Raw genomic sequence first — 13,120 nt, forward strand, 5'->3', positions numbered from 1 at the left:
GGGTCCGTCCGATCTGACCGCTCTACAATCCTACACGTTATACCCTCGGCCGAGCAGCGTCTGTAATTCGGCAAGATTGAGCCCGCCCAGGCCAAGACTTGCGAGCGTCCGGCCGCTCGTCATGAAATCATCGCTGCAGATCGTGCCGCCGATGGTGAGAAAGGCCCTGGCCAGCGGCGTTGCGGTGCCGGCGAGCTCGGCGACCGAGACCAGCAACGACAGGCCGAGCCGCAGATCCTCCCGCATGTAACGATGCTCGGTCAGCACGATCCGTTCGCGCCAGTCGCCGGAATCGGTCAGGCGGTCGTGCGAGCCGCGGCCGTACATCCAGATCTCGCCCTCGCGGGCGTAGTGATGGGCCAACGGAAAATGCGGCGGTCCATAGCCGAGCGCTTCGCGCAGCGCGATCCGCTCGGCGTCGAGCGCGTCGGTGACGCGACGGATCGAGGCCTGGGTGCCTTCCTTGTGAATGTCCCAGCGCTCGAAATGTTCGATCGGGCCGGCATTCATCACGATCAGCGGCGGATGGATGATCGGGCCGGCGTTCATCAGCGCGCCCGACAGCGCATCGCCGCACGGCTCGATCACGCCCGGGAAGGCCTGCCCGATCACGTCGAGCGCGTGGCCGGCCGTCTCCAGCGGAAACACCCCGACCGGTAGCCGCCTGGCGCGGATCGTAATCGCAACCTCGAACGGGGCGTGCTTGCGCGCCAGCCATGGCAGCGTGCCGGTTTCCGCAAAACTGACCCTGGCGCGATTGCCGGCGTCGCGTGCCGCCATGGCAAAGATCATCGTGCCGAAGGTCGCCGGCGGCAGAAACACGACCTGTCCGTCGCGCAAATGCGGCGCGAGCGTTTTGGCGATGTCGCCTTGCGCAAAAGCCGGCGCCGGGCAGAGGATCAACTCGGCTTCCCGCGCCGCTTCGGCGATGTCAGTCGTGACCAGCGCAAGCTTCACCTCGTGGCGCCCGTTGGCGTCCTTGACGATGATGCGCGAGCCCGCCGCCTGGTGTGTCGCCACGAGACCGGCATCGCGCCGCCACAGCCTGATATCATGGCCCTGCAGCGCAAAATCGCCTGCGGCCGCGAACGAACCGTTGCCGCCGCCCAAAACCGCGATCTTCACGAGGCGTCTCCCGGCTCGGACGCCGCGTCGCGCAGCTTCAGCATGAAATGCTGCACCTTGCCCAGCGCCGTCCGCGGCAGATCGTCGACGAAGACGATGTCGCGCGGCACCTTGAAGCGGGCCAGTTGCGATTGCACATGCGCTTTCAATTCCTCTACATTGACGGTACTGCCCGATCGCCTGACCACATAGGCGACCGGGACTTCGTCCCAACGCTGGTCGGCGCGGCCGATCACGCCGCATGCGGCGACATCGGGATGCTCGATCAGCACGCGTTCGACCTCGGCCGCATAGATGTTTTCGCCGCCGGAAATGATCAGGTTCTTCTTGCGGTCGTGCACCCAGAAATAGCCGCACGTGTCGCGATGGCCGAGGTCGCCGGTGCGATACCAGCCGTCATGCAGGGCTTCGCGGGTCGCGGTCTCATTGCCCCAATATTCGTAGAACACGGATGGGCCGCGCACGGCGATCTCGCCCAGCGTCCCCGGCGGCAGCTCGGTGCCGGCATCATCGATGATCTCGGCCTCGCAGCACAGGCCGGGAAGACCGGTCGAGCCCTCGCGCGACAGATCGCCGCCGAGCCTTGTATAGACCGCGATCGGGCAGGTTTCGGTCGAGCCGTAGACCTGCAGCACCGGCACGCCGCGCGCCACGACACGGTCGATCAGATGCTGCGGCACGGTCGTCGATCCCGTCGCGATCGCTTTCAACGAGGACAAGTCGGCGGTCGCCCAGCCGGGATGATCGGTCACCGCCTGAATGGTCGCCGGCACCAGCACAGTCAGGGTCGGCCGATCGCGCGCGATGGCGTCAAGCGTCGCATCCGGCGTGAAGCGCGCATGGATGGTGACGGTGGCGCCATGATGCAGCGCCGGCGTGGTCTGGATATTGAGGCCGCCGACATGAAAGAACGGCAGAACGGTCAATACATGATCGTCGGAGGTGAGGCCATGCATGTGCTGGCTCATGATGCCGTTCCACAACAGTGCCTCCTGACGGAGCACGGCGCCCTTGGGCCGGCCGGTCGTCCCCGAGGTGTAGACGATCAGGAGCGGGCAGGACAGGTCGGTGTGCGGGTTGCGGCCGTCGCCGCGGGCCTGCGCCAGCAGCGTATCGAAGCCGGCGCCGGGCGGAGGTGTGAAGTCGAGCCCGACGATGGCGGTGTCGGGCAGGGCTTTCTCCAGGGCCGGAAGCAGGCCGGCGAAGGCCTGCTCGAGCACCAGCACCTTGGCGGCGGCGTCCGACAGGATGAAGATCTGCTCGGCGACCGCAAGCCGCCAGTTCAGCGGCACCAGCATCGCGCCAAGCCGCGCGCAGGCATAGAGCAGCACCAGGTAGTCCGGCCGGTTCAGGCTGAGGAGGGCGATGCGGTCGCCACGGCCGACGCCGAGCTCGGCCTTCAGCGCGCGCGCGGTCTGCTCAATCCGGGCGTTGAACGCGGCATAGCTCAGCACCTCGCCGTTGAAAATCGTCGCTGATTTGCCGGGGGCAAAGGCCGCGTTGCGTTCGATCAGGCTGCAGAGGTCCACTGGTCAGTCGTCCGTCTCGCCTGACTCATACAGCGCTTCGCGCCCGATGCGGTCGAGACAGAGCTCGGCGGTCCATGGCAGCATCAGCGAGCCGCAGCGGCTGTCGCGGTAGATCCGCTCCAGCGGCAGCGATTTCAGCATCGCCTGTCCGCCGCAGGTGCGGATCGCCAGCGTCGCGAGCTCATTGGCGCCTTCCATGACGGAATATTGCGCGGCATAGGCGCGCAGCACCTGCTCCTTGCTCGGATTGGCGCGGGCCTCGGTGACCGCCTGAAACCAGATCGCCTTGATCTGCTCGAGCTTGATCTGCATCTGCGCCACCGCGATCTGCTTGGTCGGATACATCCGGCGCTTCACCGGTGGCGTTCCCGGCACTTCGCCGCGCAGGTAGCGCACGGTGAAATCATAAGACGCCTGCGCGAGACCCATATAGGTCGGCGACAGCGTCAGGAACATGTGCGGCCAGCGCTGCGCTGCCTGGAAATACACCCCGCGCGGCATCAGCGCCGCATCTTCTTCCACGAAGACGTCCTTGAACAATAGCGTGCGCGAGACGGTCCCGCGCATGCCCAGCGGATCCCAGTCGCCGACGACCGAAACGCCTTCGGCCTTGGCCGGGATGGCGAGATAGAGCGTGTTGCGGCGCGAGGCCTTCTCGCCTTCCGCGATCTCGGTGCAGAGCACGCCGTAATAATCGGCGTGGCCCGACAGCGAGGCAAAGATCTTCTTGCCGTTGACGATCCAGCCGCCCTTGACGGGTTTCGCCTCGGTGCCGAAGGCGACCCCGCCGGCCGCGGCCGCGCCGCCTTCCGAGAAGGGCTGCGAATAGATCGCGCCGTCGTCGATAATGCGCCTGTAGTGGATGGCGCGGCGGCGCTCATGCTCGGCGCGGGTGGCCGCATCCATATCAAGATCATCGGCCAGCGGCCCCGACCACAGTGTCGAGCAGACATGCATGTTCCAGGTCAGCGCGGTGGCACCGCAATAGCGGCCGATCTCGGCGGCGGCGAGCGCGTAGGTCTGGTAATCGGCGCCGAGCCCGCCATGCGTCTTGGCGATGGCGATGCCGAGCAGGCCCGCGCGATGCAGGTCCCGGTAATTCTCGATCGGAAATGTCGCTTCGCGGTCATAGGCCGCGGCCCGGCCTGCGAACACGGTCTGGCCGAGCTCGCGCGCCCGCGCGAAGATCGCGGCCTGTTCGTCGTTGAGCCGGAACGCCGTGGGATCGAAGATTGGCGCATCGAGGGCGATGTTGCCGGTGCCGGTGGCGCTTTTGCTGACTTGCACTGTCATGATGCGGTGACTTCCGTTGCAGCCGCGCTGCTAGCACAGCGATTCGATGAAACCGATCCTATGGGAGTTGACCCATCGTTCGTCATTCCGGGATGCACTCCGGCCGGCGATAGCCTGTCGGAGTGCAGGCCCGGAATCCATAACCACAGGTATTTCGGCAGGCGCGGCAGCGCGTGTCCAACACAACTCCTGATGGTTATGGATTCCGGGCTCGCGCAAGAGCGCGCCCCGGAATGACGGCGGAGGAGATGTCTGAATCCGACAGCCCCGTACGCAGAGAGATCAAGCGTGCACATGGCAACCTTCATGGAATCGCTCGTCCAGTGAGGAATTGATCCAAGGCGGCGTTGAAGATTTTGGGACGTTCGAGATTGACCAGATGACCCGCGCCGTCCAGTTCGACATAGGTTGCGGACGGAATATAGCTTGCCATTTTGGCCATCATCGGCGCCGGCGCGTTGTTGTCTTTCGATCCCGACAGCACCAGGGTCGGCACCCTGATGTCTTTCAGCGCCTGGCGTTGATCGAAGCCCAAGAGTGCCAGCATGCTGGCGCGATAGCTGGCTTCGGGTACGCTGGCCATGCATTCGCGGGCGAGCGCCATCCCATCCGCGTCGGGATCATCGCCGACCAGTTCGTTCACCAATGTCGGCGCCAATGACGCCATGGTCTCGCCGCGATCGAGCGGTCCAAGCCGGGCTTCGATGAAGGATTTCTGCCAGTCGCCGTCCGCCTTGCCGAAGGCCGGGCTGGTCTGCGCCAGCACCACGGCTGCCGCGGTACCGGGATTCGTCAGCAGCCACTGCTGCACGATCATCCCGCCGATGGAATGCCCGACAAGAACCGGCCTGGCCGCGCCTGTCTCGCGCAAAAAATCTTCCAACGCGCCGGCAAGCGTGGCCATGCTGACGGCAGCCAGCGGCGCCGAGCCGCCATAGCCCGGCATATCCCAGGCCATTGCGTGAAAACGATCGCCGAAGGCCTCGAGCTGGCCGCGCCACGCCCGGGCCGCGCCGCCGATGCCATGCAGGAAGACCAGCGGCGTCAGCGCGGGATCGCCGGCCGCCTCATAGCTGAAGCGGCCATCCTTCGTTGTCACCTTGGTCGTCATGAGCCGGGATGCGGGCACGCGGGCCTCCGATCTGTTGCACGCTGCGATGCTAACAGGCCGTTCGCTTTCTTGCAAAAGCTTGAAGTTTAAAATATACGCAAGACATCGAAAACATTCATTCGGGGGCCGCGCATGTCCGGACTGCCGCATTCCCCGCATGCGCTGGTCACTGGCGGCGGCCGCGGTATCGGTCGGGCGATTGCCTCTGAGCTGGGCCGCGCAGGTGCGACCGTCACCGTGCTCGGCCGCCATCGTGGGATGCTGGATGATGCGGTTGCCACTGGTGCTGCGCATTTTGCCGCGGTGGCCGATGTCGCGGATCAGCCCGCGCTCGATGCAGCGATCGCCGAGGCCGCGGCACGGCAGCCGATCGATATCCTGATCGCCAATGCCGGCACCGCGGAATCGGCACCGTTCGCGAAATCCGACGCCGCGCTGTTTCGTCGGATGATGGATGTGAATTTCATGGGCGTGGTTCACGCGATCCAGGCGGTGCTACCCGGGATGAAGGGGCGTCCTTATGGACGTATCGTCGCGGTCGCGTCCACCGCGGGCCTCAAGGGCTATGCCTATGTCAGCGCCTATAGCGCTGCAAAACACGCGGTCGTTGGCCTGGTTCGTTCGCTCGCCCTCGAGCTTGCTGCCACGCGGGTGACCGTCAACGCGGTGTGTCCAGGGTTCACCGATACCGAACTCGTCGCCGGCAGCATCGATACCATCATGGCCAAGACCGGCCGCAGCCGCGCGCAGGCGATCGCCGAGTTCGCCAGGCACAATCCGCAAGGCCGACTGGTGACCCCCGCGGAAGTCGCTGATACCGTGCTGTGGCTGTGCGGCGAGGGCGCAAGCGCGATCACCGGACAGGCCATCGCGGTGGCGGGCGGCGAAGTCTGAGCTGCCATCAAGAAGCGGATACGACCAAGGGAGATCCCATGAGCAGACCGGCCAATCCCGTCACCCTGCCGTTGGCGGATTATGCGCCAGAGCATTTCCTGCTCGCCGTGGCGGATGGCATCGCGACGGTGACGCTCAATCGTCCCGAGCGGAAAAATCCCCTGACCTTCGAAAGCTACCGCGAGCTGACGGATTTTTTCCGCGCCTGCGCGTTCGACGACGCGGTCAAGACGGTGGTCGTGACCGGCGCCGGCGGCAATTTCTCCTCCGGTGGCGACGTGTTCGAGATCATCGGCCCGCTGGTCAAGATGGATACCAAGGGGTTGACGGCCTTCACCCGCATGACCGGCGATCTCGTCAAGGCGATGCGGGCCTGTCCGCAGCCGATCGTGGCGGCAGTCGCGGGCATCTGCGCCGGCGCCGGCGCGATCATCGCGATGGCCTCCGACATGCGGCTGGCGGCGACCGGCGCCAAGGTCGCCTTCCTGTTCAACAAAGTGGGGCTCGCCGGCTGCGACATGGGCGCCTGCGCGATCCTGCCCCGCATCATCGGGCAGTCGCGCGCCTCCGAGCTGCTCTATACCGGCCGCTTCATGACCGCCGAGGAGGGCGAGCGCTGGGGCTTCTTCAGCCGCCTGGTCGCGCCGGAGCAGGTGCTGCCGGAGGCGCAGGCGCTGGCCCGGCAGGTCACGGAGGGGCCGACCTTCGCCAACACCATGACCAAGCGGATGCTGGCGATGGAATGGGCGATGTCGGTCGAGGAGGCGATCGAGGCGGAAGCCGTCGCCCAGGCGCTGTGCATGACCACCGCCGACTTTGCCCGCGCCTTCGAGGCGTTTTCCAACAAGGCCAAACCGGTTTTCGGGGGCAACTGAACTGTTCGGCGCCCCGATTCAGATCACAGCTTGCTGCAAACTCTCGGATTCCTCCACTCACCCTTCCCCTCCAGGACCCTCCAGGGGAGGGTAAGAGAGTCTGCGACATCTTTCGCTTCCGGTTTCAAACTTCGGCACGGTGGCTATCAGCCAACGCGATTCATGGCGACACGGGCGATACGACATGAACGAAACAGTGCTTCCGCACACTCCGCCGTCATGCCCGGGCTTGTCCCGGGCATCCACGAACTTGCGGTGCTGCCGGAGAGAAAGACGTGGATGGCCGGGACAAGCCCGGCCATGACGGTGAGGGCACCGTGAGGGTCCCCTCCAGGGAGGGTCAGATCACGGCTTGCTGCAAACTCTTCCGATGCGCTTCACTTACGCTGCCCTGGAGGGCGGTCAAGGGGGCTTGTCAGGAGATATTTTAGGTTTAAAATAATTGCCGTCCCGATACCTGCTCGGAGCGCTTCAATGAAGATCGCGATCATCGGCGGCGGCCCGGCGGGCCTGTATGCGGCGATCCTGCTCAGGAAACAGCGGCCGAACGCCGACATCACCGTCTACGAGCGCAATCGCGCCGACGACACCTTCGGCTTCGGCGTGGTGTTTTCCGACGCCACGCTGGACAATTTCGAGATATATGATCCGCCGAGCTATCGCCGCATCACGCAGGAATTCGCCTATTGGGACGACATCGCCGTGCATTTTCGCGGCACGGTGCACCGGGTCGGCGGCAACGGCTTCTGCGGCTGCTCGCGCCGAATCTTGCTGATGATCCTGCAGGAGCGGGCCCGCGAACTCGGCGTGATCCTGCATTTCGAGACCGACGTCGACGACGAGTCCCGCTTCGCCGATGCCGATCTGGTCGTGCTTGCCGACGGCATCAACAGCCGGTTCCGCGACAAATATATCGAACACTTCCAGCCTGAGATCGATCTTCGCGCCAACATGTTCGCATGGATGGGCTCGACCCGGGCGCTCGACGCCTTCACCTTCATCTTTCAGGAGACCGAGTGGGGGCCGTTCATCGCGCATGCCTATCAATACGAAGCGGGCCGCTCGACCTGGATCTTCGAGACCGATCCCGAGACCTTTGCGCGCGCCGGCCTCACCGGGCTGAATGAAAGGCAATCCGCCGACCGCATGGCCGGGATTTTCGGCTGGTTCCTGGACGGCCACCAGTTGCTCACCAACCGCTCGATGTGGCGCAATTTTCCGATGATCCGCAGCAAGCGCTGGGTCAAGGACAACATGGTGCTGCTCGGAGACGCCAAGGCGACCGCGCATTTCTCGATCGGCTCGGGCACCAAGCTGGCGATGGAAGACGCGATTGCGCTGGCGGACGCCATGCAGCAGGCGCCGACACTTGCCGCGGCGCTCGACCGCTACGAGCACGGCCGCCGCGAGGAGGTCGAGAAGACCCAGCACGCCGCCGACGTCTCGCTGGTCTGGTTCGAGCATGTCGATCGGTTCTGGGATTTCGATCCCGTGCAGTTCGCTTTCGGCGTGATGACGCGGTCGAAGGCGATCACCTACGACAATCTGACCTTGCGGGCGCCGGACTTCGTCGCCGAGGTCGACAAGGCTTTTGCCCGCCAGGTTCGCGGACGAGGGTTCGATGTCGACGTCCAGAAGCCTGTTGCACCGATGTTCCAGCCGCTGCGGTTACGCGAGATGGTGGTGACCAATCGCGCGGTGGTGTCGCCGATGTGCATGTATTCGGCGAAGGAGGGCATGCCCGGCGATTTTCATCTGGTGCATTACGGATCGCGCGCCATTGGCGGTGCCGGGTTGATCTTCACCGAAATGACCTGTGTCGGCCGCGATGCCCGCATCACGCCGGGCTGTGCCGGGCTGTGGAACGACGCGCAGGAGGCCGCTTGGCGCCGCATCGTCGATTTCGTGCACGCCAATTCGGCCGCGAAATTCGCATTGCAGCTCGGCCATGCCGGCCGCAAGGGCGCGACCAAATTGATGTGGGACGGCATCGATCGGCCGCTGGAGCAGGGCGGCTGGGACGTCGTCTCGGCCTCGCCCATCCCCTATTTTCCCGACAGTCAGGTGCCGCGCGAAATGGACCGCGCGGCGATGGACGCGGTGAAGGCCGCGTTCGTTGCCGCGGCCGAGCGCGGCGAGCGCTGCGGCTTCGATATGCTGGAGTTGCATTGCGCCCACGGCTATCTGCTCGCGAGCTTCATCTCGCCGCTGACCAACCTGCGCACCGACGCCTATGGCGGCTCGCTCGAGAACCGGCTGCGCTTTCCGCTCGAGGTGTTTTCGGCCATGCGCGAGGCCTGGCCGGCGCGCAAGCCGATGTCGGTGCGGATTTCCGCGACCGACTGGGCCGAGGGCGGCATCACCGGCGATGACGCGGTCGAGATCGCGCGCGGTTTTGCGGAAGCCGGGGTCGACCTGGTCGACGTCTCGACCGGCCAGACCGTGCGCGACGCGCAGCCGGTCTATGGCCGCATGTTCCAGACGCCGTTTTCCGATCAGGTCAGGAACGAAGCCCGCGTCGCCACCATGTGCGTCGGCAACATCACGACCGCCGATCAGGTCAACACCATCCTGGCCGCGGGCCGTGCCGATCTGGTGGCGTTGGGGCGCCCGCATCTGGTTGATCCGTCGTTCACGCTGAAGGCCGCGGCCTGGTATGGCGCCGAGAGCGTGTTCTGTCCGCCGCAATATCTGCCCGGAAAGGAGCAGATTTTCCGCAACAGCGTGCGCGACCGCCAGGACTTCGAGGACCTGAAAATTAAGGCTAAGCCCAAGACCCGGGCCGAGCTGAAGGCCGAGGCGACAAAGCCGCTTGCCGCTGAATGACGGCTTGTGCCACGCTACCGCGTGATCCGGAAAAGACCGGCCCCAGATTTGGATAGCGGGTGGGGCAGCGTTGTCCGAAGAGAACATGCCCAAACAATAGTCTGTAGCTGGCGAGTGGAGTACGGCGATGAAGGCGATTATCGTCGGTGGGGGGATCGGCGGCCTGACCGCGGCGCTGATGTTACGGGCCCGCGGCATCGACTGTGAACTGTTCGAGCAGGCGGACTCGATCCGCGAGCTCGGCGTCGGCATCAACACGCTGCCGCATGCGATCCGCGAGCTCGCCGGCATCGGCCTGTTGGACCGCCTCGACGAGGTCGCGATCCGTACCTTCGAGCTGTTTTATCTGACCCGGCATGGCCAGCAGGTCTGGCACGAAAAGCGCGGGCTCGATGCCGGCCATGACGTGCCGCAATTCTCGATTCATCGCGGCCGCCTGCAGGGCGTCATCCAGCAGGCCGTGGTCGAACGGCTGGGCGCAGACGCCATCCGGACCGGTTGCCGGCTCGGTTCGTTCACCCAGGATGAGGGCGGAGTGAGCGCCTATTTCTTCGATCGCAGCGGCGCCCATGTGCACACCGCGCGCGGCGATATCCTGATCGGCGCCGACGGCATCCATTCCAAGGTGCGGGAAACGCTGTTTCCCGAGGAAGGTCCGCCGTGCTGGAACGGCCTGATGCTGTGGCGCGGCGCGGCCGACTGGCCGGTGTTCCTGAGCGGACAATCGATGATCATTGCGGGCGGCCTGAACGCCAAGGCCGTGGTCTATCCGATCGCCTTAGGCTCGAGCCCCGCAAGCCGGCTGACCAATTGGGCGGTGCTGGTGCGCCTCGGCGACGGCACCGCGCCGCCGGCGCGCCGCGAAGACTGGTCGCGGCTCGGCCGGCCTGACGAACTGATGCCGCATGTCACGGGCTTCTTCATCCCGCAGGTCGACTTCGCCAGCCTGGTCCGCGCCACGCCTGAGTTCTGGGAATATCCCTGCTGCGATCGCGATCCTCTGCCGTACTGGTCGAGTGGCCGCGTCACGCTGCTCGGCGATGCCGCGCATCCGATGTATCCGGTGGGATCGAATGGCGCGTCCCAGGCGATCCTCGACGCGCGGGCCCTGGCTGACGCGCTGGCCCGCGCGGAGCATCCCCGCCAGGCCTTGATGGCCTATGAGCGCCAGCGCCTGCCGATGACCGCGGAGATCGTCGCGTCGAACCGCCGCGGTGGCCCGGAAGGCGTCATCGACGCCGTCGAGCAGCTCGCGCCGGAAGGCTTTACCGATGTCGACAGCGTCCTCAATTATGAGGCGCGCGAGGCGATCGTGCGCGGCTATGCCGCGCGCGCAGGCTTCGCGGCCCGCGTGGTGGCGCGTCTGACCTGACGGCCATACCCGTTTGCCCAAGTTCGGCGAAGCCGTCCTCCCGTCATTGCGAGCGCAGCGACTTCAAGCCTTGGTGAAGGCGGAAGAAATCCATCTCGCCACAGAAAGAAAGCTGGATTGTTTCGTCGCAAGCGCTCCTCGCAATGACGCTGAATGTTGCAAGGACGGAGCAATCTCCAGGAGACGGTCCAAAGCGACCAGAATGTGTAGGATCAGTAGAGCTGTTGCGAAACCGATCAATTCGCAGCGCTCCACTTACCCTCCCCTGGAGGGGGAGGGTCGCCCGCGAAGCGGGCGGGGAGGGGTGACAGTCTTTCCACGACGGAAGTGTTTGAAAGGTCCGACGCTGGCCTCACGCGAACCATATAATTCCACGTAGATGCGTTCGAGCACCGCATTCAGATTGCTTGCGATCTCGGAATTCCAGAACCGAACGACGCGATATCCCTCCTGCTCGAGCCAAAGCTGCCTGTCCCGATCGCTTTGAACGGTGTCCTGCTCGGTGTGATGTCCACCGTCGAGTTCAATGATCAGATGCGCAGCCGGACACAAGAAGTCGACAACATAGAGCCCGATCGGCGCCTGACGCCTGAAATGGGTGCCGTCCAACGGCAATCCTTTCAAGGCGCGCCATAATCCGCTCATGCGGCGTTGTGTTGGCGCGGAGTTTCCTTGCTGTCCGGCGGATGGATGCTGAGACCATGGGCCTCTCGCTCGCGAGGTTACCCCTCCCCGCCCGCTGCGCGGGCGACCCTCCCCCTGCAGGGGAGGGTAAGTGGCGTGCATCCGATCATTTGCCGCTACGCCGGAGGCGGCGGCAGGAAGTGGATGTTGTGCTCGGCGGCGAGCTTGACCACGTCGTCGGGATTCTGCTGCTTCATGTTGTGGATGGCCCAGAACAGGTCGTAAAGCCTGCGGGTCGGAGAGACCCAGAACAGCGTCTTGGCGAGTTGTTCCGACTTGTTGAAGATGCCGTGCGGCTTGCCCATCGGCAGGCGTACCGTATCGCCCGGTGTCGCGAATTCCTCGGCGCCGTCGAGCATGAATTCGAGCCGGCCCTCCAGGATGTAGAGATATTCGTCCTGATCGGGATGGATATGGGGCGGCACGAACGTTCCGGGCGGAAATGTCGCGTGCCATGAAAAGCTGTGGTCGGTGCGGCTCTTCGGCACATAGGTCTGGCCGAGAATGTTCCAGCTGATTCCCTGAATGCCTTCATTGGCCCGCGTGATTCCGGCAATCTCGGTTTTCATGGCCTCGTTTCCTTGTCTTGGGTTCGGCGTCGTGTCTTGACGCCAGCAGGGTCGATCTCGTGCAAAATGCCTTGCTCAATTGCCCGGCTTGCAATCCTTGGCGTAGCGGTCGCCGTAGTTCTCGAACACTTTCTGGACGATTTCGGTCTGGAATTTGCCGTCCGGGCGCTTGGCGACCTCAGTCAAATAGAAGTCCTGGATCGGATAGCCATTCGTGTTGAACTTGAAGCCTCCGCGCAGCGAGGTGAAATCAGCCTTCTTCAGGGCCGCCGTCACCGCATCCTTGTTGCTGAGATCGCCCTTGACCGCTTTCACCGCGCTGTCGATCAGCAGGCCGGCGTCATAGGCCTGCATGGCATAGCTGCCGGGCACGGCATTGTAGGCGGCCTCATAGCTCGCGACGAACTTCTTGTTCTGCGGATTGTCGAGATTGGGCGCCCAGTCCGCGCCGCCGAACATGCCGGTTGCGGCGTCCTGCTGCGCCGGCAGGGTCGATTCATCGACCGTGAAGGCGGACAGCACCGGAATGCTGTCGGCCAGGCCGGCCTGCTTGTACTGCTTCACCAGGTTGACGCCCATTCCGCCGGGCATGAAGGTGAAGATGGCATCGGGTTTCTCCGAGGCGATCTTGGTGAGCTCAGGCTGAAAGTCGAGCGTGCCAAGCGGGACATAGGATTCTTCAACGATCTCGCCCTTGTAATCGAGCTTGAAGCCGGCGACCGCATCCCGGCCGGCCTGATAGTTCGGCATCAGGAGATAGACGCGCTTGTAGCCGCGATCCTGGGCGACCTTGCCCAGGATCTCGTGAACCTGATCGTTCTGGTAGCTATGTGACCTCCTAC

11 protein-coding genes are annotated in these 13,120 nt (G+C 64.6%); 4 read left to right on the forward strand and 7 right to left on the reverse strand.

The features are described from left to right. Positions 1-30: 30 nt before the first annotated feature. From WCB02_RS39050 to WCB02_RS39065, 4 genes are all read right to left on the reverse strand, one after another. Positions 31-1,125: an NAD/NADP octopine/nopaline dehydrogenase family protein gene (locus WCB02_RS39050; protein WP_423967637.1), complete on the reverse strand. Its 1,095-nt coding sequence runs from the start codon at positions 1,123-1,125 to the stop codon at positions 31-33. Then, the gene (locus WCB02_RS39055; protein ID WP_423967639.1) at positions 1,122-2,654 is read right to left on the reverse strand and encodes a class I adenylate-forming enzyme family protein; all 1,533 of its coding nucleotides are present in this window, start codon (positions 2,652-2,654) and stop codon (positions 1,122-1,124) included. Before WCB02_RS39055 ends, WCB02_RS39050 begins: the two co-directional genes overlap by 4 nt. Positions 2,655-2,657: 3 nt before the next feature. Then, the gene (locus WCB02_RS39060; protein ID WP_423967641.1) at positions 2,658-3,947 is read right to left on the reverse strand and encodes an acyl-CoA dehydrogenase family protein; all 1,290 of its coding nucleotides are present in this window, start codon (positions 3,945-3,947) and stop codon (positions 2,658-2,660) included. A gap of 304 nt (positions 3,948-4,251) precedes the next feature. After that, complete coding sequence (locus WCB02_RS39065) at positions 4,252-5,058, reverse strand: alpha/beta fold hydrolase (protein ID WP_423967660.1); 807 nt, start codon at positions 5,056-5,058, stop codon at positions 4,252-4,254. Between the two features lie 132 nt (positions 5,059-5,190). Between WCB02_RS39065 and WCB02_RS39070 the strand changes: the two genes are divergently transcribed. From WCB02_RS39070 to WCB02_RS39085, 4 genes are all read left to right on the forward strand, one after another. Then, a complete protein-coding gene (locus WCB02_RS39070; RefSeq protein WP_423967644.1) occupies positions 5,191-5,952 on the forward strand; it encodes an SDR family NAD(P)-dependent oxidoreductase in 762 nt (253 codons plus the stop codon). A 38-nt stretch (positions 5,953-5,990) separates the two neighbouring features. Continuing rightward, positions 5,991-6,827, forward strand: a complete 837-nt coding sequence (locus WCB02_RS39075) for an enoyl-CoA hydratase family protein (protein WP_423967647.1) — start codon at positions 5,991-5,993, stop codon at positions 6,825-6,827. Positions 6,828-7,301: 474 nt separating this feature from the next. Beyond that, positions 7,302-9,653, forward strand: a complete 2,352-nt coding sequence (locus tag WCB02_RS39080; RefSeq protein ID WP_423967649.1) for a bifunctional salicylyl-CoA 5-hydroxylase/oxidoreductase — start codon at positions 7,302-7,304, stop codon at positions 9,651-9,653. 127 nt (positions 9,654-9,780) lie between these two features. After that, entirely contained in the window at positions 9,781-11,025 is a 1,245-nt protein-coding gene (locus tag WCB02_RS39085) for a flavin-dependent oxidoreductase (protein ID WP_423967651.1), read from the forward strand. A gap of 255 nt (positions 11,026-11,280) precedes the next feature. Here the strand turns inward: WCB02_RS39085 and WCB02_RS39090 are convergent, their stop codons facing one another. The 3 genes from WCB02_RS39090 to WCB02_RS39100 form a co-directional block, all read right to left on the reverse strand. Further along, positions 11,281-11,670, reverse strand: coding sequence for an endonuclease domain-containing protein (locus tag WCB02_RS39090; RefSeq protein ID WP_423967653.1), 390 nt, complete (start codon positions 11,668-11,670; stop codon positions 11,281-11,283). Between the two features lie 155 nt (positions 11,671-11,825). Then, on the reverse strand, positions 11,826-12,278 hold the full coding sequence (locus WCB02_RS39095; RefSeq protein WP_423967655.1) for a cupin domain-containing protein: 453 nt from the start codon (positions 12,276-12,278) through the stop codon (positions 11,826-11,828). Between the two features lie 75 nt (positions 12,279-12,353). After that, a partial coding sequence (locus WCB02_RS39100) for an ABC transporter substrate-binding protein (RefSeq protein WP_423967658.1) occupies positions 12,354-13,120 on the reverse strand: 767 nt, incomplete at its 5' end.

The organism is Bradyrhizobium sp. (genome assembly GCF_049581145.1).
Taxonomy (GTDB): domain Bacteria; phylum Pseudomonadota; class Alphaproteobacteria; order Rhizobiales; family Xanthobacteraceae; genus Bradyrhizobium.

Bases quoted from the DNA above. Each gene is read 5' to 3' on its own strand.
- WCB02_RS39090 (WP_423967653.1), bottom strand. From the start codon at position 11,670: ATGAGCGGATTATGGCGCGCCTTGAAAGGATTGCCGTTGGACGGCACC.
- WCB02_RS39070 (WP_423967644.1), top strand. From the start codon at position 5,191: ATGTCCGGACTGCCGCATTCCCCGCATGCGCTGGTCACTGGCGGCGGC.
- WCB02_RS39085 (WP_423967651.1), top strand. From the start codon at position 9,781: ATGAAGGCGATTATCGTCGGTGGGGGGATCGGCGGCCTGACCGCGGCG.
- WCB02_RS39080 (WP_423967649.1), top strand. From the start codon at position 7,302: ATGAAGATCGCGATCATCGGCGGCGGCCCGGCGGGCCTGTATGCGGCG.
- WCB02_RS39065 (WP_423967660.1), bottom strand. From the start codon at position 5,058: ATGACGACCAAGGTGACAACGAAGGATGGCCGCTTCAGCTATGAGGCG.
- WCB02_RS39060 (WP_423967641.1), bottom strand. From the start codon at position 3,947: ATGACAGTGCAAGTCAGCAAAAGCGCCACCGGCACCGGCAACATCGCC.
- WCB02_RS39095 (WP_423967655.1), bottom strand. From the start codon at position 12,278: ATGAAAACCGAGATTGCCGGAATCACGCGGGCCAATGAAGGCATTCAG.
- WCB02_RS39075 (WP_423967647.1), top strand. From the start codon at position 5,991: ATGAGCAGACCGGCCAATCCCGTCACCCTGCCGTTGGCGGATTATGCG.